A 25,818-nucleotide genomic window follows, 5' to 3' on the forward strand; every position below is an offset into this window, starting at 1 on the left:
ACCCGCCCATGCGCATCGCCCTTGGCGTCGAATACGACGGCACCGACTTCCTCGGCTGGCAGAGGCTCAGCCATGCGAAGACCGTACAGGGTGCGCTCGAGGAGGCACTGAGCTACGTCGCGCACACGCCGATCGAGGTGACCGCCGCCGGCCGCACCGATGCCGGTGTGCACGGCCGGTGCCAGGTGGTGCATTTCGACACCGAGGTCGTGCGCGACATGCGCGGCTGGATCCTCGGTGCCTGCTCGAACCTGCCGCACAGCGTGGCGGTCACATGGGCCCAGCCGGTTGCCGACGACTTCCATGCCCGTTTCTCCGCACGGGCACGGCGCTATCGCTACCGCATCCTGCCGCGTTTCGTTCGCCCCGCGCTGGACGCGCGCTTTGTCGCCTGGGAGCGCCGTCAGCTCGATGCCGACGCGATGCACGAAGCCGCGCAGGCGATCGTCGGCGAGCACGATTTCTCGGCATTCCGCGCCATTTCCTGCCAGGCGGCGCACGCGCGGCGCAACGTGCGCTCCATTCGCGTGTTCCGCGACGATATCCACGTGGTGGTGGAGATCGAGGCGAATGCCTTCCTTCATCACATGGTTCGCAACATCGTGGGCTCGCTGCTGCCGATCGGCCGTGGCGAACGCCCCGTGTCCTGGATGGCCGAGCTGCTCGAGGGTCGGGATCGCGAGGTGGCCGGCGCCACCGCGCCCGCGGAGGGCCTTACCTTCCTCGGGCCCTTGTACGAGGCACATTGGAACTTGCCACAGGAGGTGACGCTATGACCCGGATCAAGTGCTGCGGGCTTACCCGCATCGACGACGTGCGGCGGGCCGCGCAACTGGGCGCCGACGCGATCGGTTTCGTGATGACCCGCAAAAGCAAGCGGTTCGTCGAGCCAGCGCAGGCCGCCCGCCTGCGCGATGCGGTGCCGCCCTTCGTAACGACGGTGGCGCTGGTGATGGATGACGAGCCCGCTTTCATCGAGGAAGTGCTGCGTGTGCTGCGTCCGGACATGCTGCAGTTCCACGGCGCCGAGAGCGACGACGAATGCTCGGCCTACGGTGTGCGCTATCTCAAGGCCATCGCCATGGGCGAGGGCGCGCCCGCCCTGGCCCGCCTGCGCGACTATCCGCGCGCCGCCGGGCTGCTGCTCGACGGTCACGGACTGGGCGAACAGGGCGGCAGCGGGCAACGCTTCGACTGGTCGCTGATGCCGAAAGATCTTGCCCAACCCCTGCTGCTCGCCGGTGGACTCACCGCGGAGAACGTGGCCGAAGCCATCCGGATCGCCCGTCCCTGGGCGGTGGACGTCTCCAGCGGCATCGAGTCGTCGCCGGGCATCAAGGATAGCGATAAGATGGAACGCTTCATTTCCGCCGTGCGCGCCGTCCCCAGCGCGTGACACGGCCTGGTGTCCCAAAGACGAGATGGCAATGACCGAGATCGCTGATTTCCACGCCTGGCCCGACGCGCAGGGGCGCTTCGGCGAGTACGGCGGCATCTATGTGGCCGAAACGCTGATGGAGCCGCTGGCGGAACTCACCGCCGCATACGAGAAGCTGCGCAACGATCCGGCGTTCATCGCGGAACTCGACCGCGACCTGAAGTACTACGTGGGCCGCCCCAGCCCCGTGTACCACGCCGAGCGCCTGTCGAAGCACGTGGGCGGCGCGCGCATCGTGTTAAAGCGGGAAGACCTGAACCACACGGGCGCGCACAAGATCAACAACACGGTGGGCCAGGCGCTGGTTGCCCGGCACATGGGCAAGACCCGCATCATCGCGGAAACCGGCGCGGGCCAGCATGGCGTGGCCAGTGCCACGGTCGCCGCCCGGCTCGGCCTGAAGTGCGTGGTCTACATGGGTGCCGTGGACATCGAGCGGCAGAAGATCAACGTGTACCGCATGCGCCTGCTCGGCGCGGAAGTGGTGCCGGTCACCTCGGGCTCGAAAACCCTGAAAGACGCGCTCAACGAAGCGATGCGCGACTGGGTCACCAACGTCACCGACACCTTCTACATCATCGGTACGGTCGCGGGTCCGCACCCGTATCCGCAGATGGTGCGCGACTTCAACGCCATTGTCGGCCGCGAGGCGCGCGAGCAGGTGCTGGAGCAGTTCGGGCGCCTGCCCGACGTGATCACGGCCTGCGTCGGCGGCGGGTCGAACGCCATCGGCCTGTTCCACGCCTTCCTCAACGATCGCGACGTGCGCATCGTGGGTGCCGAGGCCGCGGGCGAGGGCATCGCCACGGGCCACCACGCGGCGTCGCTTGCCGCCGGCAAGCCGGGCGTGCTCCACGGCAACCGCACCTATGTGCTGTCGGACGCGAACGGCCAGATCGTCGAGACGCATTCGGTGTCCGCCGGCCTCGATTACCCGGGCGTGGGCCCGGAACATGCCTTCCTGAAGGACGCCGGCCGCGCCGAATACGTCGGCATCACCGACGACGAGGCCCTCGAAGCCTTCCACCTCCTTGCGCGCACCGAGGGCATCCTCGCCGCGCTGGAATCGAGCCATGCCATCGCCCAGGCGATCAAGCTGGCCCGCGAACTGCCGAAGGACGGACTGGTCCTCGCCAACCTCTCCGGGCGTGGCGACAAGGACGTGCACACGATCGCCGCGCGCGAAGGAATCGAACTCTGATGAGCCGCATCGAACGCCGCTTCGCGGCGCTGAAGTCCGCTGGGCGTACCGGCCTCGTTCCGTTCGTCACCGCCGGCGATCCCTCGCCCGATGGCATGGTGGCATTGCTCCATGGTCTCGTGGCCGCGGGGGCCGACCTCATCGAACTGGGTGTGCCGTTCTCCGATCCCATGGCGGACGGTCCCGTCATCCAGCACGCCAGCGAACGCGCCATCGCGAAGGGCGTCGGCCTTGCCAACGTGTTGGCCTGGGTCGCCGCGTTCCGTGAGACCGACGCGGAAACGCCCATCGTGCTCATGGGTTACCTCAACCCCGTCGAGATGTACGGTTACGCGGCGTTCGCCGAAGATGCCGTCGAAGCCGGTGTCGATGGCGTCCTGATGGTGGACTGCCCGCTGGAGGAATCGCACGTGCTCGAACCGCTCCGGCAGGCGGGGCTGGCGCAGATCCTCCTGGCATCGCCGACCACCGCCGAGGGGCGCCTGGCGCGCCTGTGCGAGGCGGCAGCGGGCTTCCTGTACTATGTGTCGTTCGCCGGCATCACCGGCGCGGCTCAGCTGAGCACCGGCGACATCGCCGAGCGCGTCGCCGGGATCCGCGCGCGGTCGAAGGCACCGGTGGCTGTCGGCTTCGGTGTCCGCGACGCCGCCAGCGCCCGGGCCATCGGCGAATTCGCCGACGCCGTGGTCATCGGCAGCGCCCTGGTCGATCGCCTCTCCGGCGCGGCCTCGGCCGAGGATGCCGTCGGCAGGGCACGCGATTTCCTGGCACCGATCCGCGCCGCGCTCGACGCGCGCTAAAGAGATATTCGGAGAAACACGATGAACTGGCTGCAGAAGATCATGACGCCGAAGACCCGCGCCCCCGGCGCGGCCGGCGGCAAGGGCAAGGTGCCCGAGGGCGTGTGGGAGAAGTGCGCCGGCTGCGGCACCGTGCTCTACAAGCCCGAGCTCGAAAAGTCGCTGATGGTGTGCCCGAAGTGCGGACACCACCATGCCATTTCCGCTCGCGCGCGCCTGGCCGCTTTCTTCGACGAAGGCAGCACCACCGAATTGTGGCCGAAGATGGAAGCGGTCGACGCGCTGAAGTTCAAGGACCAGAAGAAGTACAAGGACCGCGTTGCGGCCGCGCAGAAGAACACGGGCGAGAAGGACGCGCTGATCGCGATGTCCGGCCGCCTGCTCGATCGTCCACTGGTTTCCGTGGCTTTCGAGTTCTCCTTCATGGGTGGATCGATGGGTTCGGTGGTGGGCGAGAAATTCGCGCGCGCCGCGGAGAAAGCCCTGGCCGAGAAGAGCGCCCTGGTGTGCTTCTCCGCCACGGGCGGCGCACGCATGCAGGAAGGCCTGTTCTCGCTGATGCAGATGGCGAAGACCTCGGCGGCGCTCGCGCGCATGCGCGATGCCGGCGTGCCCTACATCTCGGTGCTCACGCATCCGACCACCGGCGGCGTGTCCGCCAGCCTGGGCATGCTGGGCGACGTCAACGTGGCGGAACCGAAGGCCCTGATCGGCTTCGCCGGTCCCCGCGTCATCGAGCAGACCGTGCGCGAAACGCTGCCGGAAGGCTTCCAGCGTTCGGAGTTCCTCGTCGACCACGGTGCGGTGGACGTCATCGTCGACCGTCGCGAAATGCGCGACAAGCTCGGTGCCATGCTCGGTATCCTGCAGAAGGCACCGCGCGCCGCGGCCTGACGGCGGGGAAGGGCTTTGTGAGAGCCGGCGTAGCCGGCTGTGGGAGCCGGCTATGCCGGCGATCCCGCGGCAGCGGGCAACCTTGCCGCAAGCAACCGTCGCCGCTGAAGCGGCTCCCACACGGTCGTTTCCTCAGAGCAGCACGCGCTCCGCCCACAACGACAGCGTGCCAAGTCCGCCGCCAATAGCTGCGGCGGCCAACACGTCGCTGGGATAGTGCAACCCCAGCACGACGCGCGACGCGCCGACGAGCGCTGCGAAGCCGATCAGGAACGGCGCCAGCACCGGGTAATGCGCCACGGCCACCACCGTGAACGACACGGCCTGGAGCGTATGGCCGGACGGGAAGCTGAATTCGTCCAGCGGCGGTACGTGCGCGATCACGCCGGGGCAGGTACGGAACGGGCGCGGGCGGCGCGTCCACCGTTTCAGCACGCGGTAGAGCATGAGTGCGGTCAGGCCGGTGACGGCCATCTGCAGTGCGACGGCCACGCCGCGCCAGCCGCCCACGACTGCGATCACGGTCATCAGCGAATACCAGAACACGCCATCGCCCAGGCGGCTGATGGCGCCAAAGAAGATGCCTATGGCGCGCCGGGCGCCCCAGCGATTGGCGGCGACGCACATGCGCCGATCGAGGTTCGCCCTACGCGGCGACGGCAGTGCTGCGTTCATGGACGTGTTCCTCGGCGAGGGATTGCATGATCGATTCGAAGTCCGCGACGACCGATTCGGACGACAGCCCCGCGACCGACGCGCGTGCCGCGGTTCCCATCGCCATGCGCGCATGGATGTCTGCGCCGAGCACGGCGGCGCGCTCCACCAGTCCGCCCTCGTTGCCCGGCGCCACGCGAATGCCGTTCTGGCCGTTGCGGATGAACTCGCGCGCCGCCGCCTCGGCGTATGCGACCACCGGGACACCCGAAGCCATGGCCTCGAGCACGACGTTGCCGAAGGTCTCGGTGAGGCTGGGAAAGACGAAGATGTCCGCGCTGGCATAGTGCGCGGCCAGGTCGTCGCCGCTTCGCGTGCCCGCGAAGATGACATCCGGATGCGCGGCTTCGAGCGCCGGGCGGCCGGGGCCGTCGCCGACGATTACACAGCGGGCCTGCGGCACCCGCCGGGCGAGGGCGCGATACGCGTCGATCGCCACATCCAGGTTCTTTTCCGGCGCCACGCGCCCGACGCAGAGCACTACGGGCGTGTCGCTGTCGGCTCCCCACGACGCGCGCAGGTTGTCGTCGCGGCGGTCGGGATGGAAGCGTTGCGTGTCCACGCCGCGGCGAAGCACCCGCACGTCGTGTACACCGAGGTCGTTCAATTCGCCGGCAAGCTGACCGGTCGGCACCAGCGTCGCCTGCGCGCGCTTGTGGAACCGGGTGAGGTAGTGCCGAACGAGCGGTGTGAGCGCGCCGAACCCGTAATGGCCGACGTAGAAGTCGAAGCGCGTATGGAATCCGGTGGCGACCGGGATGCCGAGCCGGCGGGCAGCGCTTACGGCACTCCAGCCCAGGGGGCCTTCCGTGGCCACATAGACGGCATCCGGCCGGTCGGCGCGCCAGCGGCGCTCGATGCGGAAGCGGGAGGGAAGGCCGAAGCGGAGCCCTGCGTAGCGGGGCACCGCGGCGCCTTCGACGGCCAGGACGTCCATGCCCGCGTCCGCCAGGGGCGGCGTGGACGGGTGGACCGGCCGGATCAGGTCGACGGCGTGGCCGCGGCGAACCATGCCGCGGGCAAGCGACTGGATAGTGAGGGCGACGCCGTTCACGTCCGGTGCGTAGGTCTCGGTGACGATGCCGATTCGCATGACGATGCCCTGTGGCCTGGCTTGCCGCATGGTCCCTTGGGGGCATGTCGTGGCGGTTATGGGCGTATGACCATTGTGTGACCGGGCGCCTGTGGAGCCGGCCGCGCCGGTCTGTGGGAGCCGGCTATGCCGGCGATCCCGCGGCAGCGGGCAAGGTTGCCGCGAGCGCCGAATCGCCGCTGAAGCGGCTCCCACATAAAAGCCGGTAAAATGATTCGCTTGTCCGCCCAATGAATACCACGATGACCGTTCGCACCCGCTTCGCCCCCAGCCCCACCGGTTACCTGCACATCGGCGGCGCGCGCACCGCGCTGTACTGCTGGCTCGAAGCTCGCAGGCGTGGCGGTGCGTTCATCCTGCGCATCGAGGACACCGATCGCGAGCGTTCCACGCAGGAAGCCGTGCAGGCCATCCTCGACGGCATGGCGTGGCTCGGCCTGGTGCACGACGAAGGCCCGTACTACCAGACCCTGCGCATGGACCGGTACCGCGAAGTGGCCGACCAGTTGCTGCGTGAAGGCAAGGCGTACTACGCCTACGAAACGAAGGAAGAGATCGAGGCCATGCGCAACGCGGCCATGGCCGCGGGCGTGAAGCCGCGCTACAACGGCTATTACCGTGACCGCAACGAGCCGTATCGCGACGACCCCAACCGCGTCATCCGCTTCAAGAACCCGACCACGGGTTCGGTCGTGTTCGACGACAAGGTGAAGGGCCGCATCGAGTGGTCCAACGAAGAGCTCGACGATCTCGTCATCTTCCGTTCCGACGGTTTTCCCACGTACAACTTCGCCGTGGTGGTCGACGACATCGACATGGGCATCACTGAGGTCATCCGCGGCGACGACCACGTGAACAATACCCCGCGCCAGATCAACATCTACAAGGCGCTGGGCGCGCCGGTGCCGGAATTCGCGCACCTGCCGATGATCCTCGGTCCGGACGGGCAGAAGCTTTCCAAACGCCATGGCGCGGTAAGCGTCATGCAGTACCGCGACGACGGCTTCCTGCCGCACGCGCTGCTCAATTACCTCGTGCGTCTGGGCTGGTCGCACGGCGATCAGGAAATCTTCTCGCTGGAGGAGATGACGGCACTGTTCGACATCGGCGACGTCAACAAGGCGGCCTCGCGTTTCGACCTCACCAAGCTGTCCTGGCTGAACCAGCATTACCTGAAGACGGACGAACCGGCGACGCTCGGCCCCGAACTCGCGTGGCATCTCGAAAAGATCGGCATCGATCCCGCAAAGGGCCCGAATCCCGCCGACGTGGTCGTGGCGCTGCGCGATCGGGTCCAGACCTTCAAGGAAATGGCCGAGCGCGCGAAGATCTGGTACGGCCCCATCGTGGAATGGGACGACAAGGCGATCGAGAAGCACCTGCGCAACGACACCGCGCCGAAAGCGCTCCAGACCGCCAAGGCCGAACTCGCCGCGCTGCCGGAGTGGACACCGGAAGCCGTGCATGGCGCGGTGGAACGTGTTGCCGCCACGCTGGAGCTGGGCATGGGCAAGGTGGCCGCGCCTCTGCGTGTCGCCATGACCGGCACGCAGGTGTCGCCTTCGATCGAACACACCATCTACCTGGCGGGGCGCGAAGGCGCGCTGGCACGCATCGACGACGCGCTGGCCCGTGCGGCGGCCTGACGCACGTCGCTAAATCGTGGATGAGCTGCTTGCGAAAGCCATGCGGGGGGTCGATCCGACCCAATCCGGCGCGTTCGTCCACATCTTCACGAATCTCATGGCTTTGGTGCCATGGGGCGAGCTGGTCCTGTGGCAGATTCTCTTCATTGTGGTCGGAGCGCTGCTGGGCTGGTGGCGCGGCAGGTTCAAGGCCGCGGTGATCGCCTCGCTCGTCCTCGGCCCGTTCGGCTGGGTCGTGCCGTTTTTGCCCCGGCGCACGCCGCCACCCCTGCCTGCTGCCCGGCCGCTCGCCGGCCGCGAAGGTCCGCCGCCGCTTCCCGGGTCGAAAAAGCGCTGAGCGGCCCGCATGTTAGGATGACGAGCACGAGGATATCGATGTGAACACCGCCGCCCACCGACACAACCACCACCACGACGATGCGGATAGCTTCGTGGCCGCCGTGGCACAGGCGTCGTCCGAGCGCGGACTGCGCCTTACGCCGTTACGCCGTGAGGTGCTGGAACTGGTGGCCGGTGCCGGCAAGCCGGTGAAGGCGTACGACCTCCTGGACCGCCTGCGCGAGAAGCACGGCAACGCGGCGCCTCCCACGGTCTATCGCGCGCTCGATTTCCTGCTAGAGAACGGCTTCATCCACAAGCTGGAATCGATCAACGCCTATGTGTCCTGCCACCACCCGGAACAGGCGCACCAGGTGCCGTTCCTCATCTGCGACACCTGCCATGGTGCGCAGGAGGTCTGCGACGAACGCGTGGCGGAACTGATCGAGGCGCAGGCGAAGGCGCTCGGCTTCCGCCCGCAGGCGCAGACGCTCGAAGTGCACGGCACCTGCAAGAACTGCCGAGAATCCTGATACTCGCAAAAAAACATGGGGCGCCCCGAGGGGCGCCCCACTTCGTTCCGGCCACCCCGGGGAGGGAGGAGGGGCAAGGTGGCCGGGAACTCAGAAGTAGGCGCGCAGGCCTACCGAAATGTTGCGGCCCGGAAGCGGCGCCACATCCTTGAACAGTGACGTGGCCGGTCGGGCCGTCTGGTTCGTGAGGTTGTTGCCGTCCACGAAGGCTTCCCACTGGCTGCGGTCGTCATTGACGAACGTCCAGGCGAAGTGCGCGTTGACGAGCGTATAGCCGGCCGTGTCGGTTTCGTACGCGGCCACCTTGTCCTGCTTCATGTAGCGCACCGCGCCGACGCTGGCGCGCAGGCTGTCGGCGTTCCAACTGAGCGTCGAACCGATGCGTCCCGCCGGGATGCGCGGAACGTTGCCGCCGCCGTCGGACAGTGTGGCGCGCACGGTGTCGCCGAACACGCGAAGATCCCAGTTGCCCGACGTGCCCTTCGCGAGGTGGAAGGTCGCCTCGGCCTCGGCACCGCGGAACGTGGCATCGTTCTGCGACCAGACACGCACGGGGAGATCGTCTTCGACTTCACCGGTATCGGCGAGGTAGATGAAGTTCCTGTACTTGTTGTAATACACGGCCACCTTGCCCTCGACCGCATCGCCGTGGAAGTGCAGGCCGAGTTCCGCCTGGTTGGACTTTTCCTTTTCCAGGTCGCTGCCGATCTCGAAGGTGTTCGACGCCGCGTGCGGACCGTTCGCGAACAGTTCTTCCTCCGATGGCGCCCGTTCGGCGTGGTCGAGGTTGAGCGACAGGTGCCACTGCTCCGCGAACCGCCATGCGGCACCGGCAGAGAAGCTGTTCGGCGCGAAATCGCGCTTCAGGCCATTGTCGGGATCCACGCTCTGCTTGTCGTGGCGCGCGCCCAGTTCCAGTTTCACCGGACCGAACTCGCGTTGCTCGGTGACGAACACGCCCACGCCGTTCGTCACGGTGGCCGGCACGAAGGTTTCCTCGCCCACCGCGGAGAACTGCCGATGCTGGGTCTGCACGCCGAAAGCGCCGTCCCAGCCGACAAGCGGTTCATGGGTGATCACCAGGCGCCCCTGGTTGCTGTCGGTGGAGAACGTGGTGCCCGGCGTGTCGCCTTCGAACTCCACGTGCTGGTAGGCGCCGTGCCCAAGGCTGAAGTCGATCTTGTCGATGCCGTCGAACGGCTTCACCAGGCCACCCTTCAGCGTGTAGTTGGTCTGCGCCATCTTGATGTGCACCGGGTCTTCGCCCTCGGCGGGGTCGCCCGGTTCCGCGGGGCTGCCGTAGAGGTCGAGGAAGCGGGACACCGAAAGGCCGAGGTAGCCCCACGTGCCGAGGAGCGAGGCACCCACCGAGCCGGAACTGGTCTTCACGGCGCTGTTGGCCAGCGTGCCACCCGGGATGTCGTAATCGTCGTTGTCGCGGTGCATGCCGTCGACATGGATGGCGAAGCGGTCGTTGCCGGCGTCGAGGCGGAGGAGGCCGGTCCTGCCGTCGGACACGGAGTCATGGCGAACTTCCGCGCGACCGGCGAAACCGTTCTCGGGCGCCTTCTCGGGCACGCGGCCATCCACCACGTTCACGACGCCGCCGATGGCGCCGGAACCGTAGAGCAGGGTGGCCGGGCCCTTCAGCACCTCGATCTGGTCGGCGAGGAAGGGCTCGAGGGTGACCGCGTGATCCTGGCTCACATTGGACACGTCCTGCGACGAAAGTCCGTTCTCCAGCACGGCCACGCGAGGGCCGTCGAGGCCGCGGATCACGGGACGGCCGACGGCGGTACCGAGTGCCGAGGTCTGCACGCCGGGAATCGAGGACACCGTTTCGCCGAGCGACACGCCCTTGGCGTCGTCGAGGGCCGAGCCGGCGAGCACCGCCACCGGCGCCACGATCTGGTCGGCGCTCTGGCCCAGCGGCACCGCATTGACCACGATCGCGTCGAGTTTTTCCGCCTGCTTGCGGCCCTTGCCCTGGGAGGCCTTCGTGTCCCTTCCCGGGCTGCCGTCCTGGGGAAGATCGTCGGCTGCCGCCGGCAGGGTGGCACCGAAGCTGGTGGCGAGGGCCAGGGCGATAAGGGTTCTGCGCATCGGGGTGAAACTCCGTCTTGGGTTTTGCAATGTTATAAAGTATCATTACTTGCCTCGACCTGTGCAACAAGTCACGCTATGTCATCCATGACCGATCCGTCCGCAGAGCAGGAAACGCCTCGCCGTTGGTGGCATGCCGCCGACCGCCTGGGTGCCACCGCCTCGTTCCTTTGCGCCATCCATTGCGCCGCGTTGCCGTTCGTCATCGCGCTGTTGCCCCTGCTCGGCCTGTCGTTCCTGGCCGATCACCGCTTCGAGGCAGGCTTCGTCGCTTTTGCGTCGGTGCTTGCCAGCTTTGCGTTGATTTCCGGATACCGGCGACATCGCCGGCGCCTGCCCTTGCTGTTCGCCATTCCCGGCCTGCTTCTGCTGATGCTGGGCGTCACGTTCCTGCATGCGCATTCGCTGGTGGTGCACAGCGTGTTGGTCACCTGCGGCGGCCTGCTCGTCGCCACGGCCCACTTCGTGAACCTGCGCGTCGACCGCAGCGAGCACGCCGGCCATATCCATGGTCCGTCCTGCGCGCATCCGTGATTGTGTAACCGCGCCGCTATTTCCTAGCCTTCGCCCATGGCACACGACCACACCCATCCGCACGCGAACGTGCACGCCCACGCCCATGTGCACGATCACGGTCACGATCATGCCCATGCCGCGGGAAGGAGCGAAGGCAAGCTGCTGTTCGCGTTCGTCCTGACCCTGCTGATGCTGCTGCTGGAAGCGGCGGGCGGCATCGTGTCCGGTTCGCTGGCGCTTCTCGCGGACGCCGGTCACATGCTGGTCGACGCACTGGCGCTGCTGCTGGCGTTCCTTGGGGCGCGATTCGCGGCACGGCCCGCCGATGCCCGGCGCACCTATGGCTACGGGCGCATCGAGGTACTGGCGGGCTTCGTGAACGCCCTCACGCAGTTCGCCCTGGTCGCCTTCATCGTGTATGAGGCGGTGCAACGCCTTTTCTCGCCGCAGCCCATCCTCTCGGGGGTGATGCTGGTGGTCGCGGCGCTTGGACTGGTCGCCAACGTGGTGGTGTTGCGCGTCCTGCACGGCCACGACCCCGACGACGTGAACGTGGCGGGCGCCAGCCTGCACGTGCTGGGCGACTTGCTCGGCTCGGTGGCCGCCGTGCTCGCGGCGCTGGCCGTGCGCTGGATGGGCTGGAACTGGGCCGATCCGGTTCTGTCCATCCTGGTGTCGCTCCTGATCCTGCGCAGCGCCTGGTCATTGGTGCGCCGATCCGGCCACATCCTGCTGGAAGGCACGCCGGAGGGCGTCGACCTGGCCGTGGTCCGGCAGGAGCTGCACGGCGCGGACGCCGGCATCGTGAGCATCCACCACGTGCACGTGTGGCAGGTCACGGCGGGCTCGCGCATGGCTACCCTGCATGCGGAGCTGGCGCCCGGGGCGCAACGCGCCGATCAGGCCCGCGTGCTGACGGCCATCAAGCGCATGCTCAGCGAGCGTTGGCGGGTGGACCATGCCACCGTCCAGTTCGATCCCGGCCCCTGCCCGGACGAGCAACTGGGCTGCGGCAAGGGTCAGCGCCACGTACATTGAACGGCTCCACTTGCGCTTTGCGTGGCCGCTGATACGATGGCCGGCCGTTCCTCTCCATCATTACGAATCAAGGAGTTTCCCATGGGCAAGGGCGACCGCCGCACCCGTCGCGGCAAGATCTACCGTTCCAGCTACGGCAATGCCCGTCCGCACATCGACGTCGTCACCGGCGCCGCCGTTGCGAAGCCGGCCACGGCCAAGCCTGCCGCCAAGAAGGCCGCGCCGCGCAAGAAGGCGTAAGTCTTCCTACTGCGTGAGACGAAAAGCCCCGCTTCGAGCGGGGCTTTTTGTTGGTGCCAGGGCGTCAGTTGTCGTGCTTCTTGTGATCGTCGTGGTGCTGCGGCGGCGCCGGGTGCGCTTGCTCGTGGTGTTCTTGTGGCTGCGGACGTTGTGGTTGCGGGCGAGGTGCCTCGGGGCGCGGTTGGGGCATGTTGTGCGCCATCTCGCGGGGCGGCTCGAAGCGCTGCGGCTGCGGCCGCGGCGCTGCAAACTGCCTCTCGGGCTGGACCTGGGGCTGCGGACGGGGTGGCTGGAAATGCTGTTCCCGTGGCGGCTGCGGCCGTTCCGCTTCCTGATGGGGTCGTGCTTGCTGCTCGAACCTTGGAACGTCATTGCGCGGCATCGGCGGCGCATGCTGTACGAACTGCGGCTGCGCGCGGGGTGGAGGCATCTGCCCGCGCGGCTCCTGCGGCGCGTGAGCGACCGGACGCGGCTGGCCTAGTGCTGCCGGAGTGGCCGCAGCCTGTTGCGCCTGCGGCGGCAGATGGCCGCCACCACGTTCGCGATCGGCGAAGCGGCCCGGCTGGACCGGCTGCTGGCCGGGCTGCCCCGGTGCGCCCGGGAACGGTCGACCGCCCTGAGCGACATTCGGTGCGTTCGGTCGGGGTGGCGGCAGGGCCGGGTGCGCGTTGGGGGCGGTGGCATGCAACGCGCTGGGCGCGAAGCTCGGGCGTTGCATGTGCGCGTAGTCTGGCTGGACCGGCCGCGACGGGCCACCGGCACCCTGCGGGCCGAACGCGGGGCGCGGTCCCGGGACCGGACCCTGCCCAGGAGCCGGCAGACCGGGGCGGTTATAGGTGTTGCCGAAGTCATGCCGGTTGTCGATGTGCACCGAGCGATCGACGTAGCGGTTGTTCACCACGGTGCGGTTCACGACATAGGGATGATTGTCGTACACCACGGTCGGCCGGCCGCCATCGCGGTAGCCGCCCCATGACGTGTGCCAGCTATCCCAGCCCCACGTCCTGTCCCGGTGTTCGTGGTGGGCAAAGAGCTCGCCGACCAGAATGCCAGTGCCGAAACCGATGACGCCTGCGACGACGGCGTCGTGGTAATCGGGGCCGCGTTCGACATAGCGAGTCTCGTACACGCGGGAGTACACCGGCTCGCCATAAACCACATCGGGATCGTAGTCGGGCACGTACACCACGTCTGGGTCCGCAGGTTCGATCTCGATGGTCTGCGTGGGCGGACCGACGATCTCGTCCGTTTCGAACACCTGGGTCTGCGAGACGGGCGCCTCGCGCTCCACCACCCGCACCTTCTGTTGCGCCGTGCTCTTCAGATTGCCTTTCGCCTGTGCGCGCGAGCGCATCACCTGGATCGCATTCATCACGTCGGACGGCTCGTTGGCGTAAGCCTGGCCGAGGGCATCGGTCCAGTCGCCATTGTTCGCCATCTGGTCGAGCACAGCGGGGAAGGCCACGAGCGACTTCACGCTGGGATCCCACGGTTGGCCATCGGCGGCATCGATCAGCGCTGCACCGGTGAGATCGCGATGATCCTGGATGAATTGCCGTGCATCGCCGACCTGATCCGGATGCGTCGAAGCGGCGAGCGTCTGCGCCACGAGGTTATCGGGGAAGAGGGCGATGGGCGCGACGAGGGCGTAGAGCTGATCGGCCGTCGGGCGCTGGTACGGCGTGGCCTGCACCGGCGCGGCCGTGCTTTCGGTGGGTGGCGGCACATCGGCGGCTTGCGTGGGCGGCTCACGGTTGCAGGCGGCCAGTGTTGTGATGGTGGCGGCCAGCAGAGTCTTCAGGGAAACATCGAGGAATGCTCGCGACATCGGGGATGCCTTTCCTTGGTGGTGTAGGCCCAGCTTCTCGCGCCTTGGCTTACTACGGCCTGTCTGCGCCAAGGGTCGGCCAGAGTGCGTTTACCTGCGCGTTGGACTTCGCAAAAGCCTGCGATGCGCTGGCGCCTAGAGTTCCAACCGCTCGGCGAATTCGAACCGGCTGTCGGCCGGGGCGGCGATGACATTCTGCTGGACCATGCCGGGGAAGATGTTCGTTTCCACGCCGGCGTGGTTGTCGTTGTTGAACAGGTAGGGCACGTGCGACCACGCGCGGTAGCCGAGCGCCTTGATGGCATCCACTTCGGCCTGGGCCGTGTCGAGGCCGGAGAGGCGGGCGTAGATCAGAGGACGGTGCGTGCGAAGTGTTTCGGTTGCACCGGCGAGCATGTCTGCCAGTGCATGCGGCTGGTTCACCTTGAGCAGGTGGAGCGCGTCGAGTCGAAGGCTGTCGACCGTGACGATACGAATCTTTTCGTCGGCGCCCGCGCCGTCGGTCCGTGTCATCGTGTTCAGGGCGGCGCTGCTTTTGCCGCGTCCGAGCCATACCGGGTGAGTGAACACGTTGTCGAGTCCGTTGATGGCCACGTTTGCGCAGGCCTGCTGAAAGCGGATGCGGCGCGGTTCGGCGATATGCACCTCGCCGTTCGGACCGACGACGTGGGACATCCACAAAGCGTGCGCGGCGAAGTCGCCGCCGAACTCGAGTACGGTGTGGCCTTCCTCGATGAGTCCACTGAGCAGGATGGTTTCGTGTTCGGCCCATTCGCCGTAGAGCTGCAGGGAGCGGGTCACGGGATCGTCGGCCGCCACGGCGGCGGCGATGCCATAGCGCGTGGGCCAGAAAGGCGAGGTGGTGCTGGTAAGAGGGGACATGGCTGCGCTCGGTGGGATTACAGGGTGGATCGGGCGATGGCGAGCAGGCGGAGGGAGCGCGCAAGCGCGGCCCGGTCGTGGCCTTCGATGCCGCTCCAGCGGTGGCAGGCGTCGCGCCAGAGGTTCAGCAGCCGCGGTTGGGCGCCGCCGTCGTTCCAGATCGATTCGCACAAGCCTGCGGCTTTCGCAGGGTCGCCTTCGCGCAGGCAGGCTTCGGCGAGTGCCAGTCGCGCGGTCGGTGCGAGCGGGCCCGCCGCTTCCAGGTCGCGTCCGAGGGACGCGGTTACACCGGCGTGACCGTGATCGTCCACGGCGAGCGCGGCATAAACCAACTGGATGTCGAGCCGGCAGGCCAGGGCTTCGGCGCGGCAGCCGGTTTCCTGTTCGGCGAGGAAGGCATGGATGAGTGCATGCGCGCATGCGTCCGCTGCATCCGCCGGCGATAGCGAGCGAGCCCGGTGCAACGCGGTTCGCGCTACGAGCAGCGCCGTTTCCGCATCCGGCAACAGCGCATGTGCCTTGTCGAAGCAGGCCTGTGCTCGCTCCATATCGGCGAGCGCTTGCCGCCCCCGTACGAGTTCGGCTCGCTGCAGGAATATCTGGCCCTCTCGTCGTAACGCGAGCGCGGTGCATCGAGCATCGTCGCCGCGCAGCATGGCGCACAGGCGCTCCGCTTCGGCGAGCCGCGAAGCGGCGGCATCTCCCCGCACCCAGGATGCCCACGCCAGTTGCGCCTCGATGCGCGCATCGATCGCGACGGGATCGGCCGCGGCCGGATCGCCTTCGATGGCTGCGACGAGTTCGCGCATCGCGAACAGGCGCGTGGCGCCGGAAAACCGTTCGATACGAGCGAGGCGAACCCGTGTCCACTGTGCAAGCAGCGCGGGACGCGCGCGGTCGTCTGCGTCGTCCAATGTCGCGCGCACTTCGTTTTCCGCGTGCGCAAGGCGCGCATCGGCGTCCTGCCGCGGAAGCGCACGCGCCTGGCGCACGCATGTGTCCCAGTGGTCGGTCCTCGCGAGTGGCGCCATCGCCACGGGTGCCACGAGCAGGTTCACCGGATCGTCCGCGACCTGGATGGGCGGCGTGTCAAACGACGAACCGCGGTAGACCCATGCCGGCGGAAGCGTCACCTGGTCGCGATGCGTCACGGAGGCGGAGGTGGGCAGAGGATCGGTCGCAGCGGGCCGATCGGAAGGCGCGTTAGGGCGCGAGATGGAGAGGCGCTTGCGCCGGCGCCATGCGAGGGTGGCTAACGCCGGCACGACCAGCCCCCCTGCGACGGCAATCGCAAGTATGGCGAGCAACGGCATCGAGGGATCGTCGTTCGCCGCGATCGCGGTTTCGGGGTGGGGCGGAAGGAGCGGCGCGGCCGTCGACACGGGAGGTGTTGCCGCCGGCGTCGTGTCCGCTTCCATGGCATCGAGCATGCGCGACACGTCGCGCATCTGCCGTGCGCGTCGGGCACGTTCGGCCTCTTGTTGCTCGCGCCCGCCGCACGCTGCCAGTACGCAGACCAACCATGCGCAGGCGGCGAGACGTACGACGACGCGCGCCCCGGCGAGGGACGACCATGAACCCTTCAACGACATTCCTCAGCGTTTGCAACGGGCAAAGCGCCGACGATGTTACGGACTCGATACCTAGGGATCGATGGAACTTTTCGGAAAGTTTCCGCGGATTGCGCCTACAGCAACACGCGCTCCCCACCGACCCAGCTTTCCCTGAGCAGGTTGCCGCCGATCCAATAGCAGAGCTCGGGAAGGTGTCGGACGTTCCACACGGCCAGATCGGCGCGCTGGCCTGCCGCGAGCGTGCCGCGATCGGCGAGGCCCAGGGCGCGCGCGGCATTCACCGTCGCGCCTCGCAGTGCTTCTTCGGGTGTAAGCCGGAACAGCGTGCACGCCATGCCCATGGCAAGGCGTAGCGAGAGCAGCGGCGAGGTGCCGGGATTCAGATCCGTGGCGACCGCCATGGCGACGTCGTGCCGGCGAAAGGCGTCGACCGGCGGCGGCCGCGTATCGCGAAGTGCGTAGTACGCCCCGGGCAGCAACACGGCGACCGTGCCCGCCTCGGCCATCGCCCTCACGCCGTCGTCGCCCGTCCACTCCAGGTGATCGGCGGAAAGGCCGCCATAGCGCGCCACGAGCGCCGCGCCGCCGAGGTCGGAAAGTTGCTCCGCGTGCAGCTTCACCGGAAGGCCCAGCGCGGCGGCTTTTTTGAAGAGCCGTTCCGTTTCTTCCGCGGTGAAGCCGATGCCTTCGCAGAACGCATCCACGGCATCGACCAGTTCTTCCTCTGCGAGCGACGGCAGCATGATGTCGCAGACAAGCGACACATAGTCGTCGCGGCGCCCTGCGTACTCCGGCGGAAGCGCATGCAGACCGAGGAAACTGGTGCGCACGTCGATGCCCAGTTCCTCGCCGATGCGCCTCGCCGCGCGCAGCATGCGGCGCTCGGCATCCGGCTCCAGGCCGTAGCCCGATTTGATTTCCAGTGTGGTGACACCGTCCGCGAGCAGCGCCTTCGCACGCGGCAGCGACTGGCGCAGCAGTTCGTCCTCGCTTGCGGCACGTGTGGCACGCACACTGGACACGATGCCGCCGCCCGCCCGGGCGATCTCTTCGTACGAGGCGCCCTCGAGTCGTTGCTCGAATTCCTGTGCGCGATCGCTCGCGAAGACGAGGTGGGTATGGCAGTCGACGAGTCCGGGCGTGACCCAGGTACCGGGTAGCGACTCGACATGACGGGCGAGGTCGTGCGGTTCGCCCGCCAGTTCGGCGACAGGGCCGGCGAAGGCGATCCTTCCGTCGCGCCAGCCGATGGCGCCGTGTTCCACAGCGCCATAGGGCACGCCGTTGTCCAGCAGCGTGGCCAGACCGACGTCGAGCAGCAGGTGGTCCCAGCGAGGATCGACAGTCATGCGGCTCCCTCGGTGGCGGGTGTTTCGCGTCGCGCGCGTTCTTCCTCGTATTGCGTCACGAGCTGCTCGGCAAGGGCCTTGTACACCGGCACGCGACAGACCAGCGCCGACACGGCGCGGGCAAGCAGGCAGGCGGCCATGATCGGTAGCGCCATCTGCCGGTTGGCCGTGAGTTCGAGGGAAATGACCGCGGCGGTAAGCGGCGATTGCGTCACGCCGGAAAGGTACGCGGCCATGCCGAGCAGCACGATGGCCGCATGATCGGCGCCCGGCATCAGGCTGGCGATGTTTCCGCCGAGGCCGGCACCCACGGCGAGGGCAGGCGAGAAGATGCCACCCGGAATGCCGGCCCACGACGAGGCGATGTTGCCGAGGAACTTCAGTACGCCGAAGAACGGGCCGGTATCGCCATGGCCCTGCAGGATGTCGCGCGCCTGGCCGTAGCCCGTGCCGTAGAGCCCATGCGTGCTCAGGAAGCTCAGCAGCACGAGCGCGAGCCCGCAGGCACCGGCGAACACGACCGGGTTGTACCCGCGCAGCCGCCCGACAAGGCCGCGGAATCCCCTGGCCGAGGGCAGGATCAGGCGGGCGAACAGCCCGCCCGCGAGGCCGCCCACCAGGCCGGTGAGCAGCACCGCGATCCAGGCTCGGCCCAGCGGGAGCCCGGCGGCGATCTCGCCGAAATAGGCGTAGTTGCCCACCACGCCGAGGGACACCACGCCGGCGACGATCACGGCCGTGAGCAGGGTGCCGCTCATGCGGTGCTCGAACGTGCCGGACATTTCCTCGATGGCGAACACGACGCCCGCCAGCGGCGTGTTGAAGGCTGCGGCGAGGCCGGCGGCCGAACCGGCGAGGATGAAGCGCCCCGCCGCAGCGGGTTCGTCGAAACCGAAGCGGCGTCCGAGCGAATAGAGCAGACCGGCGCCGACGTGCACCGTGGGCCCTTCGCGCCCGACCGAGGCGCCACCCAGAAGCGCCCCCAGCGTGAGCGCCATCTTGCCCACGGCGATCTTCAGCGAGAGCAGGCGGGTGCGGAAGGTTTCGTCCTCGACGTCCAGCGCCGCGATGGCCTGCGGGATGCCGGAACCGCGGGTGGCCTTCATGGCCCCCTGGGTGAGCCAGCAGAGCAGGGCGAACGTGGGCGGCGTGATGACCAGCGGCACCCACCAGCCATGGGACGAGACACCGCGAAACAGTTCGAACGCGAAGTCGGCGGCCTTGGCAAAGAAGACCGCGGACAACCCGACCATGACCGCGCCGGTCCAGAAAAGCAGGCGGCGCCGCCATTGCGCCGGCGAAAGCCAGGCATGGCCGCGGAGTCGTTCGAGGGGCGAGGCAGCCGGCACCGGCTCCGTTTCCGGCGTGTCGCTCATTTCGCCTCCGTGCTGCGCGCCCAGCGCACTTCGTAGAGGTCGTAGCGGCGGTCCTTGAGGTTCTGCACCGCGCCCGAATTGCGCGCGCGGGCGAGGTTCTCCAGGCGGAGATCGGCGAAAAGCACGGTTTCGATGTTCGGGGTGGAATCGGCAGCGACGCCGTCGCGTGCGAAGGGAAAGTCGCTGGGCGTGAGGATGCAGCTCTGCCCGTACTGGATATCGAAATTGTTCACGCCCGGAAGATTCCCCACGTTACCGGAAAGGACGACATAGCATTGGTTCTCGATGGCGCGTGCCTGGGAGCAGTAGCGCACGCGGAGGTAACCCTCGCGTACGTCCGTGCAGAACGGAACGAACAGGATCAACGCGCCCTGGTCGGTGAGGTGGCGCGCCACTTCGGGAAACTCGGAGTCGTAGCAGATCATCACGCCGATGGGGCCGCAGTCGGTCTGGATGGTGGCCGCGGCGTCGCCGCCGGTGATGTTCCAGACGTTGCGCTCGCTCGGCGTGGGATGCAGTTTCTCGCGCTCGTGGATGGAGCCGTCGCGCAGGCACACATAGCAGACGTTGTGGATGTCGCCGTTCGGTTGCCGGGTGGGATGCGACCCGCCCACGATGTTGATGTTGTAGTGCACCGCCAGCCGGTGGAACAGCGCCTTGACCTCGTCGGTGTATTCCGAGAGGCGGCGGATCGAATCCACCGGCGACAGTTCCGCGTTCTCGATCGACAGCAATTGCAGCGTGAGCAGTTCGGGAAAGGCGACGAAGTCGGCGTCGTACTCCGCGGCGATGTCCACGAAGTACTCCACCTGGGTGGCGAACTCGGCGAACGAGGAGATCCGGCGCTGCTGGTATTGCACGGAGGCGACCCGCACGTTGTCGGGCAGCCGGTGGCTTTGCGACACGCGCGGCATGTCGGGTTGGTCGAGACGGTGCGGGTTGCGCCAGACCAGTTGCGCCGCATAACCGAGCGATTCGTGGTCGGACGGAACGTAGCCGCGGAGCAGGCCGATCACCTCGAAGCCGTTGCGCAGCTGGAAGCTGAGCGTCGGATCGCGGCGGCTGCCCTCGACCACCGCCTGGACATAGGCCTCGGCGCTGCCGTAGCGGCCGATGGCGCGGGCGAGCCCCGGTATGCGGCCGCCGAAGACGATGCCGCGCAGCTTGAGGTCGGTACACAGGCGCTTGCGCGCCATGTAGAGGCGTTGTCCGATGCGCATGCCCCGGTAGTCGGGATGGACCACCACCTCCATACCGTAGAGCCAGTCGCCCTCCGGGTCGTGGCGCGAAGCGAACCCGCCGCCGGTGATCTGCATCCAGGTGTGCGGCGCGAGGGCCACCGCCTCGGCGATGCGGAACGTGGCGCAGAAACCCACGATGCGGCCTTCGTATTCGACGACGAACTGGCCTTCGGGGAAGTGCGTCTGCTGGCCATGCAGCATTTCGGCGGAGTGGCCCCATTCGGCCGTGTACACGCGGGCGGTAAGCGCCACGAGTTCCGGAACGTCGGCGGGGCGGGCCAGGCGAAGCAGCAATTTGGGCGGCTGTGAAGCCTTGCTCTCGTTCATCGTCTTATTATGCGTCAGCGATTCCATCGCTGCCTTCCCTGAAAGTTTCGGCCGCTGCGCAACGGTGGCACGGAGTACCATGCCGCATCCCCGGTCGCAGGAATGTCGTCATGTCGAATACCGCCATAAGCGCAGACTTTCTCTGGCAAGGGGGCGCGTGGCGTGCCGGGGACGATGTCGCGCTCGACGTCGTATCGGGGCGATTCGGCCCGCCGGCAGGGGATGCCACGCGCGTCGGCCGGTTCGTGCTGCCGGGCATGCCCAACCTGCATTCGCATGCGTTCCAGCGCGCGATGGCGGGGCTGGCCGAGCGCCGCGGACCGGGCGAGGACAGCTTCTGGACCTGGCGCGAGACCATGTACGCCTTCGCGGAGGCGATCGATCCGGACGACCTGAAGGCCATCGCCACGCAGTTGTACGTAGAGATGGTGAAGGCGGGCTACACCCAGGTCTGCGAGTTCCACTATCTGCACCACGGGCCGCGCGGCGTTCCTTATGCCGATCCGGCAGCCATGTCGCTGGCGCTCATGGAGGCCGCGAGGGAGGCCGGTATCGGCCTCACGTTGCTGCCGGTGCTCTACATGACGGGCGGCTTCGACGGCCGGCCGCTCTCGGAACGGCAACGGCGTTTCCGCCACGATGTGGGCAGCTTCGTGAGCTTGCTGGAACGGCTGGCACCGATGCAGGACGACATGTTCACGCTGGGCATGGCGCTTCATTCGCTGCGCGCCGTGCCTGAAGACGCCATGCGCGCACTGCTCGCGACAGGTATCGCCCGGGGGCTTCCGGTGCACATCCACATCGCTGAGCAGATCGGCGAAGTGCAGGATTGTCTCGCCGTGCGCCACGCGCGGCCGGTGGAATGGTTGCTGGACCACGCCGACGTGGATGCCCGTTGGACACTCATCCATGCCACGCACCTCACGGCGCAGGAAACCGATCGCATCGCGAAGAGCGGCGCCGTGGCCGGCCTCTGTCCCACGACCGAGGCGAACCTCGGCGACGGCCTTTTCCCTCTTGCCGCTTTCATCGATGCAGGCGGCACGTTCGGCATCGGCTCGGATTCGCATATTTCCGTCTCGCCCGTGGAGGAACTTCGCTGGCTGGAATACGGACAGCGCCTGGTGACGCGACACCGCAACGTCGCCGCGCGGCTGCCCGAGGAAAGCGTGGGCACGGCACTCTGGCAGCGTGCCCTCGTCGGCGGCGCCCAGGCGTCCGGCAGCGACATCGCCAGGCTGGCGGCCGGCGCGCGGGCCGATCTGCTTGTGCTCGACGATCGTTCGCCGCTGCTGGCCGCCAGGGACGAGGCGGACGTGATGGACAGCTTCCTGTTCGCCGGCAACACGCCGCTGGTGCGCGACGTGATGGTGGGAGGGCAATGGCGCGTACGCGATTTCGCGCACGTGGCCGAGGCGTCTTCCGCAAACGCCTATCGCCGCGTGGTGGAACGCCTGGCCGCCGCCTGACCGGTGCTTGCGTCGCCGTCCGTAACGTGCTTTAGTCGGCCCATGCTTCGCATCGCCGCCAATAACGCCAACACCAATAACCGTGCCCGGAACCTCGGGAGGGTCGGCGTGTAGGCGGTTTCAGGCGAAACCATCCGAATCACGAAAGGCCCGCCCCCAAGGCGGGCCTTTTTCTTTGCGTGCTTTCTTACATGGAGTGCAAGACCTATGTGTTCGATTCTGGGAATGTTCGGCCTCTCGTCCGGCGACGATCTCGTCGCGCTCCGCGCGCGGGCCATGGAACTGTCGCAGCGGCAACGTCATCGCGGGCCGGACTGGAGCGGCGTGTACGTCGACGACGGAGCGATCCTCGTGCACGAGCGCCTGGCCATCGTCGATCCGGCCAGCGGCGCGCAGCCGCTGCGCTCGCCTGAGGGCGACCTGGCGCTGGCGGTGAACGGCGAGATCTACAACCACCGCGAGATTCGCGCGGCCAGCGACTATGCGTTCACCACCGGCTCCGACTGCGAGGTCATCAATGCCCTCTACCGTGAGCATGGCGCCGACTTCGTACACAGGCTCAACGGCATCTTCGCGTTCGCCCTGTGGGACGCCCGGCGCCGTCGGGTCCTCATCGCACGCGATCCCCTGGGGGTCTGTCCGCTGTATTGGGGGCACGACAGGGAAGGGCGCCTGCATGTCGCATCGGAAATGAAGGCGCTGGTCGGCGTGTGTGCCGATGTGGCGCCTTTCCCGCCGGGGCACGTCTACGACAGCCTGCGCGGCGAAGCCGTGCCCTACTGGACGCCCGCCTGGCGCGATTACGCCGCGACGGAAGGGCGGACAATCGATCCCCCCGTCCTGCGTGCCGCGTTCGAGGCGGCGGTACACCGGCAGATGATGACCGACGTGCCGTATGGCGTGCTGCTGTCCGGCGGCCTCGATTCCTCGCTGGTGGCGGCGGTGGCCGCCAGCTTCGCGCGCCGGCGGATCGAGGACGACGACGTTGCGGAGGCCTGGTGGCCGCGACTGCATTCCTTTGCGATCGGCCTCGAAGGCTCGCCGGACCTCAAGGCCGCGGAAATCGCGGCGGCCGCTCTCGGCACCGTGCACCATGGCTTCCGCTACACGCTGGAGGAAGGTCTGGATGCCTTGCCCGAGGTGGTGCGGCACATCGAGACCTACGATGTGACCACCATCCGCGCCTCCACGCCCATGTTCCTGCTCGCCCGCCGGATCAAGGCGATGGGCGTGAAGATGGTGCTCTCCGGCGAAGGCTCGGACGAGATCTTCGGTGGCTACCTCTACTTTCACAAAGCGCCGTCCGCCCGCGAATTCCATGCCGAAACCGTGCGCAAGCTCGATGCATTGCAGTATTACGACTGCCTTCGCGCGAACAAGGCGATGTCGGCCTGGGGCGTGGAGGCTCGCGTGCCGTTCCTCGATCTCGATTTCCTGCACACCGCCATGGGCTTCGATGCCGAGGCCAAGATGGTGGCCCGCAAGGGGATCGAGAAGGGCGTGTTGCGCGAGGCGTTCGACGGCGCCCTTCCGGCGGAGATCCTCTGGCGGCAGAAGGAGCAGTTCAGCGACGGCGTCGGATACGGGTGGATCGACGGGCTGAAGGACCACGCGGAGAAACAGGTGTCCGATCGCGAGTTCGCGGCGGCGGCGGCCCGCTTTCCGTTCAACACGCCGGCCACGAAGGAAGCCTATTTCTACCGCTGCCTTTTCGAGAAGCATTTCCCGGGCGAGGCGTGCGCGGCGACGGTGCCGGGCGGCAAATCCATCGCGTGCTCGTCGCCGGCGGCTCTGGCCTGGGACCCCGCATTCGCTGCCTCGGCCGACCCCTCGGGCCGGTCGGTTCGGGGCGTGCATCGGGAGGCGTTGCCAACCTGACCTCCTAGGGGGCGGGCTCTGTATGGGAGCCGCTTCAGCGGCGAATGGGTGCTCGCGGCAGGCGTGCCCGCCGCCGCGGGATCGCCGCTGAAAGCGGCTCCCACACAGGCCAGCCGGTGCGGCGCCGCAGCGCTTTTGCTAACATTCAACGTTTAGCCGGCGCGTTCCAGCGCCCGCACCATCAGGCCAGCCGACCATGATCGAAACCAATCCGATCCTCGCGCAGATCGCGGACCTCAAGGGCCGCGTCGAGTCGCTTAGGGGGTATCTTTGACTACGCCGTCAAGAAAGAACGGCTAGAGGAAGTCAACCGCGAACTCGAGAGTCCCAACGTGTGGGACGACCCGAAGCGCGCCCAGGAGCTGGGCCGCGAGCGCTCCCAGCTCGACACCATCGTCACCGGCATCGACGAGATGACGGCCTCGCTCGACGACGCGAAGGAACTGCTCGACATGGCTGCCGCCGATGGCGACGAGGCCACCGTGCAGTCCATCGTGGACGACCTGAACAAGGTCGACGCCCGCGTGAGCAAGCTCGAATTTCAGCGCATGTTCTCCGGCAAGCTTGATGCCGCCCCGGCGTTCGTCGACATCCAGGCTGGCGCCGGCGGCACCGAGGCGCAGGACTGGGCGGAAATGCTCCTTCGCATGTACCTGCGCTGGGCCGAATCGCGCGGCTGGAAGGCCGAGCTCATGGAAGTCTCCGGTGGCGAAGTCGCGGGCATCAAGTCCGCCACGTTCCGCGTGGAAGGCGACTACGCCTACGGCTGGCTGAAAACCGAGATCGGCGTGCACCGCCTGGTGCGCAAGAGCCCGTTCGACTCCGACAACCGCCGGCATACCAGTTTCACGTCGGTGTTCGTGTCGCCGGAAGTGGACGACGACATCGAGATCGACATCAATCCGGCCGACCTCAAGACCGACGTCTATCGTTCGTCGGGCGCCGGCGGCCAGCACGTGAACAAGACCGAGTCGGCGGTGCGCATCACGCATATCCCGACCAACACGGTCGTGGCTTGCCAGACCGAGCGCAGCCAGCACGCCAACCGCGATCGCGCCATGAAGATGCTGAAGGCGAAGCTGTACGAACTGGAAGTGCAGAAACGCAACGCCGAGAAAGACGCACTGGAAGCCACCAAGTCCGACATCGGCTGGGGCAGCCAGATCCGCAACTACGTGCTCGACCAGTCCCGCATCAAGGACCTCCGCACCGGCATCGAACGCTCCGACACCCAGAAAGTGCTCGACGGCGACCTCGACGAATTCGTCGAGGCAAGCCTGAAGGCCGGTCTCGAAGCCGGCTCCAAGCGCGTCGACGCCTGATCCGCCGCGGGCCTCCGCGCCCGCTCCCACCAAGAAGC

General features: G+C 67.5%; 23 protein-coding genes. 14 read left to right on the forward strand and 9 right to left on the reverse strand.

The annotated features are described in order from the left end of the window. The first annotated feature begins 8 nt into the window (after positions 1-8). From truA to accD, 5 genes are read left to right on the forward strand one after another with little or no spacing between them, the layout of a single operon-like run. Positions 9-776, forward strand: coding sequence for a tRNA pseudouridine(38-40) synthase TruA (gene truA / locus FHS47_RS10010; RefSeq protein ID WP_167026407.1), 768 nt, complete (start codon positions 9-11; stop codon positions 774-776). After that, complete coding sequence (locus FHS47_RS10015) at positions 773-1,396, forward strand: phosphoribosylanthranilate isomerase (RefSeq protein ID WP_167026410.1); 624 nt, start codon at positions 773-775, stop codon at positions 1,394-1,396. The genes truA and FHS47_RS10015 overlap by 4 nt, the downstream gene beginning before the upstream one ends. Before the next feature lie 31 nt (positions 1,397-1,427). After that, positions 1,428-2,639 (forward strand): tryptophan synthase subunit beta, encoded by a 1,212-nt coding sequence (gene trpB / locus FHS47_RS10020; RefSeq protein ID WP_167026413.1) that lies wholly within the window; start codon positions 1,428-1,430, stop codon positions 2,637-2,639. Then, on the forward strand, positions 2,639-3,439 hold the full coding sequence (gene trpA / locus FHS47_RS10025; RefSeq protein WP_167026416.1) for a tryptophan synthase subunit alpha: 801 nt from the start codon (positions 2,639-2,641) through the stop codon (positions 3,437-3,439). Before trpB ends, trpA begins: the two co-directional genes overlap by 1 nt. 21 nt (positions 3,440-3,460) lie before the next feature. Then, positions 3,461-4,333 carry an acetyl-CoA carboxylase, carboxyltransferase subunit beta gene (gene accD, locus FHS47_RS10030; protein ID WP_167026419.1) on the forward strand — a complete coding sequence of 291 codons (873 nt, stop codon included), beginning with the start codon at positions 3,461-3,463 and terminating at the stop codon, positions 4,331-4,333. Positions 4,334-4,465: 132 nt separating this feature from the next. On the opposite strand, the gene FHS47_RS10035 is transcribed toward accD, so the two are convergent. Both FHS47_RS10035 and FHS47_RS10040 read right to left on the reverse strand, forming a co-directional pair. Then, complete coding sequence (locus FHS47_RS10035) at positions 4,466-5,008, reverse strand: phosphatase PAP2 family protein (protein WP_167026422.1); 543 nt, start codon at positions 5,006-5,008, stop codon at positions 4,466-4,468. Further along, complete coding sequence (locus tag FHS47_RS10040) at positions 4,980-6,140, reverse strand: glycosyltransferase family 1 protein (RefSeq protein WP_167026425.1); 1,161 nt, start codon at positions 6,138-6,140, stop codon at positions 4,980-4,982. Before FHS47_RS10040 ends, FHS47_RS10035 begins: the two co-directional genes overlap by 29 nt. Positions 6,141-6,382: 242 nt before the next feature. On the opposite strand from FHS47_RS10040, the gene gltX reads away from it, so the two are divergent. Genes gltX through FHS47_RS10055 form a run of 3 tightly spaced genes read left to right on the forward strand, consistent with a single transcriptional unit; the run spans position 6,383 to position 8,637 of the window. Continuing rightward, positions 6,383-7,786 (forward strand): glutamate--tRNA ligase, encoded by a 1,404-nt coding sequence (gene gltX / locus FHS47_RS10045; RefSeq protein WP_167026428.1) that lies wholly within the window; start codon positions 6,383-6,385, stop codon positions 7,784-7,786. 16 nt (positions 7,787-7,802) lie between these two features. After that, complete coding sequence (locus FHS47_RS10050; protein WP_208381899.1) at positions 7,803-8,123, forward strand: hypothetical protein; 321 nt, start codon at positions 7,803-7,805, stop codon at positions 8,121-8,123. Positions 8,124-8,163: 40 nt separating this feature from the next. Beyond that, positions 8,164-8,637, forward strand: coding sequence for a transcriptional repressor (locus tag FHS47_RS10055; RefSeq protein WP_167026431.1), 474 nt, complete (start codon positions 8,164-8,166; stop codon positions 8,635-8,637). Positions 8,638-8,727: 90 nt separating this feature from the next. Here FHS47_RS10055 and FHS47_RS10060 read toward each other — a convergent pair whose 3' ends face one another. Continuing rightward, positions 8,728-10,740, reverse strand: a complete 2,013-nt coding sequence (locus FHS47_RS10060; protein ID WP_167026435.1) for a TonB-dependent receptor — start codon at positions 10,738-10,740, stop codon at positions 8,728-8,730. 87 nt (positions 10,741-10,827) lie between these two features. Here FHS47_RS10060 and FHS47_RS10065 point away from each other — a divergent pair, with 87 nt between their 5' ends. The 3 genes from FHS47_RS10065 (at position 10,828) to FHS47_RS10075 (ending at position 12,534) form a co-directional block, all read left to right on the forward strand. Then, positions 10,828-11,274, forward strand: coding sequence for a MerC domain-containing protein (locus tag FHS47_RS10065; protein ID WP_167027890.1), 447 nt, complete (start codon positions 10,828-10,830; stop codon positions 11,272-11,274). Positions 11,275-11,310: 36 nt separating this feature from the next. Continuing rightward, positions 11,311-12,294, forward strand: a complete 984-nt coding sequence (locus FHS47_RS10070) for a cation diffusion facilitator family transporter (protein WP_167026437.1) — start codon at positions 11,311-11,313, stop codon at positions 12,292-12,294. Positions 12,295-12,375: 81 nt separating this feature from the next. Next, the gene (locus tag FHS47_RS10075; protein ID WP_167026439.1) at positions 12,376-12,534 is read left to right on the forward strand and encodes a 30S ribosomal protein THX; all 159 of its coding nucleotides are present in this window, start codon (positions 12,376-12,378) and stop codon (positions 12,532-12,534) included. Positions 12,535-12,598: 64 nt separating this feature from the next. Here FHS47_RS10075 and FHS47_RS10080 read toward each other — a convergent pair whose 3' ends face one another. From FHS47_RS10080 to FHS47_RS10105, 6 genes are all read right to left on the reverse strand, one after another. Beyond that, positions 12,599-14,362, reverse strand: coding sequence for a DUF3300 domain-containing protein (locus FHS47_RS10080; RefSeq protein WP_167026442.1), 1,764 nt, complete (start codon positions 14,360-14,362; stop codon positions 12,599-12,601). Positions 14,363-14,497: 135 nt separating this feature from the next. Continuing rightward, the gene (locus FHS47_RS10085) at positions 14,498-15,244 is read right to left on the reverse strand and encodes a hypothetical protein (protein ID WP_167026445.1); all 747 of its coding nucleotides are present in this window, start codon (positions 15,242-15,244) and stop codon (positions 14,498-14,500) included. Between the two features lie 17 nt (positions 15,245-15,261). After that, a complete protein-coding gene (locus FHS47_RS10090; RefSeq protein ID WP_167026448.1) occupies positions 15,262-16,830 on the reverse strand; it encodes a hypothetical protein in 1,569 nt (522 codons plus the stop codon). Between the two features lie 101 nt (positions 16,831-16,931). Continuing rightward, complete coding sequence (gene hutI, locus FHS47_RS10095; RefSeq protein ID WP_167026451.1) at positions 16,932-18,167, reverse strand: imidazolonepropionase; 1,236 nt, start codon at positions 18,165-18,167, stop codon at positions 16,932-16,934. Then, positions 18,164-19,543, reverse strand: a complete 1,380-nt coding sequence (locus FHS47_RS10100; protein WP_167026454.1) for a chloride channel protein — start codon at positions 19,541-19,543, stop codon at positions 18,164-18,166. Before FHS47_RS10100 ends, hutI begins: the two co-directional genes overlap by 4 nt. After that, positions 19,540-21,138 (reverse strand): bifunctional GNAT family N-acetyltransferase/carbon-nitrogen hydrolase family protein, encoded by a 1,599-nt coding sequence (locus FHS47_RS10105; RefSeq protein WP_208381901.1) that lies wholly within the window; start codon positions 21,136-21,138, stop codon positions 19,540-19,542. Before FHS47_RS10105 ends, FHS47_RS10100 begins: the two co-directional genes overlap by 4 nt. A gap of 83 nt (positions 21,139-21,221) precedes the next feature. Between FHS47_RS10105 and FHS47_RS10110 the strand changes: the two genes are divergently transcribed. The 3 genes from FHS47_RS10110 (at position 21,222) to prfB (ending at position 25,780) form a co-directional block, all read left to right on the forward strand. Beyond that, on the forward strand, positions 21,222-22,580 hold the full coding sequence (locus FHS47_RS10110; protein WP_167026457.1) for a formimidoylglutamate deiminase: 1,359 nt from the start codon (positions 21,222-21,224) through the stop codon (positions 22,578-22,580). A 207-nt stretch (positions 22,581-22,787) separates the two neighbouring features. Continuing rightward, positions 22,788-24,458, forward strand: coding sequence for an asparagine synthase B (asnB, locus tag FHS47_RS10115; protein WP_167026460.1), 1,671 nt, complete (start codon positions 22,788-22,790; stop codon positions 24,456-24,458). A 196-nt stretch (positions 24,459-24,654) separates the two neighbouring features. After that, a protein-coding gene (gene prfB / locus FHS47_RS10120) for a peptide chain release factor 2 (protein WP_167026463.1) occupies positions 24,655-25,780 on the forward strand; the annotation gives its coding sequence in 2 pieces (ribosomal slippage) (positions 24,655-24,729 and positions 24,731-25,780; 1,125 coding nt in all). Positions 25,781-25,818 lie beyond the last annotated feature (38 nt).

Source organism: Luteibacter sp. SG786 (assembly GCF_011759605.1).
In the GTDB taxonomy this organism is placed as follows: Bacteria; Pseudomonadota; Gammaproteobacteria; order Xanthomonadales; family Rhodanobacteraceae; genus Luteibacter.

Bases quoted from the DNA above. Each gene is read 5' to 3' on its own strand.
- truA (WP_167026407.1), top strand. From the start codon at position 9: ATGCGCATCGCCCTTGGCGTCGAATACGACGGCACCGACTTCCTCGGC.
- FHS47_RS10065 (WP_167027890.1), top strand. From the start codon at position 10,828: ATGACCGATCCGTCCGCAGAGCAGGAAACGCCTCGCCGTTGGTGGCAT.
- asnB (WP_167026460.1), top strand. From the start codon at position 22,788: ATGTGTTCGATTCTGGGAATGTTCGGCCTCTCGTCCGGCGACGATCTC.
- FHS47_RS10075 (WP_167026439.1), top strand. From the start codon at position 12,376: ATGGGCAAGGGCGACCGCCGCACCCGTCGCGGCAAGATCTACCGTTCC.
- FHS47_RS10060 (WP_167026435.1), bottom strand. From the start codon at position 10,740: ATGCGCAGAACCCTTATCGCCCTGGCCCTCGCCACCAGCTTCGGTGCC.
- FHS47_RS10015 (WP_167026410.1), top strand. From the start codon at position 773: ATGACCCGGATCAAGTGCTGCGGGCTTACCCGCATCGACGACGTGCGG.
- FHS47_RS10100 (WP_167026454.1), bottom strand. From the start codon at position 19,543: ATGAGCGACACGCCGGAAACGGAGCCGGTGCCGGCTGCCTCGCCCCTC.
- trpA (WP_167026416.1), top strand. From the start codon at position 2,639: ATGAGCCGCATCGAACGCCGCTTCGCGGCGCTGAAGTCCGCTGGGCGT.
- FHS47_RS10035 (WP_167026422.1), bottom strand. From the start codon at position 5,008: ATGAACGCAGCACTGCCGTCGCCGCGTAGGGCGAACCTCGATCGGCGC.
- gltX (WP_167026428.1), top strand. From the start codon at position 6,383: ATGACCGTTCGCACCCGCTTCGCCCCCAGCCCCACCGGTTACCTGCAC.
- FHS47_RS10085 (WP_167026445.1), bottom strand. From the start codon at position 15,244: ATGTCCCCTCTTACCAGCACCACCTCGCCTTTCTGGCCCACGCGCTAT.
- FHS47_RS10070 (WP_167026437.1), top strand. From the start codon at position 11,311: ATGGCACACGACCACACCCATCCGCACGCGAACGTGCACGCCCACGCC.
- trpB (WP_167026413.1), top strand. From the start codon at position 1,428: ATGACCGAGATCGCTGATTTCCACGCCTGGCCCGACGCGCAGGGGCGC.
- FHS47_RS10110 (WP_167026457.1), top strand. From the start codon at position 21,222: ATGTCGAATACCGCCATAAGCGCAGACTTTCTCTGGCAAGGGGGCGCG.
- FHS47_RS10080 (WP_167026442.1), bottom strand. From the start codon at position 14,362: ATGTCGCGAGCATTCCTCGATGTTTCCCTGAAGACTCTGCTGGCCGCC.
- hutI (WP_167026451.1), bottom strand. From the start codon at position 18,167: ATGACTGTCGATCCTCGCTGGGACCACCTGCTGCTCGACGTCGGTCTG.
- accD (WP_167026419.1), top strand. From the start codon at position 3,461: ATGAACTGGCTGCAGAAGATCATGACGCCGAAGACCCGCGCCCCCGGC.
- FHS47_RS10105 (WP_208381901.1), bottom strand. From the start codon at position 21,138: ATGGAATCGCTGACGCATAATAAGACGATGAACGAGAGCAAGGCTTCA.
- FHS47_RS10040 (WP_167026425.1), bottom strand. From the start codon at position 6,140: ATGCGAATCGGCATCGTCACCGAGACCTACGCACCGGACGTGAACGGC.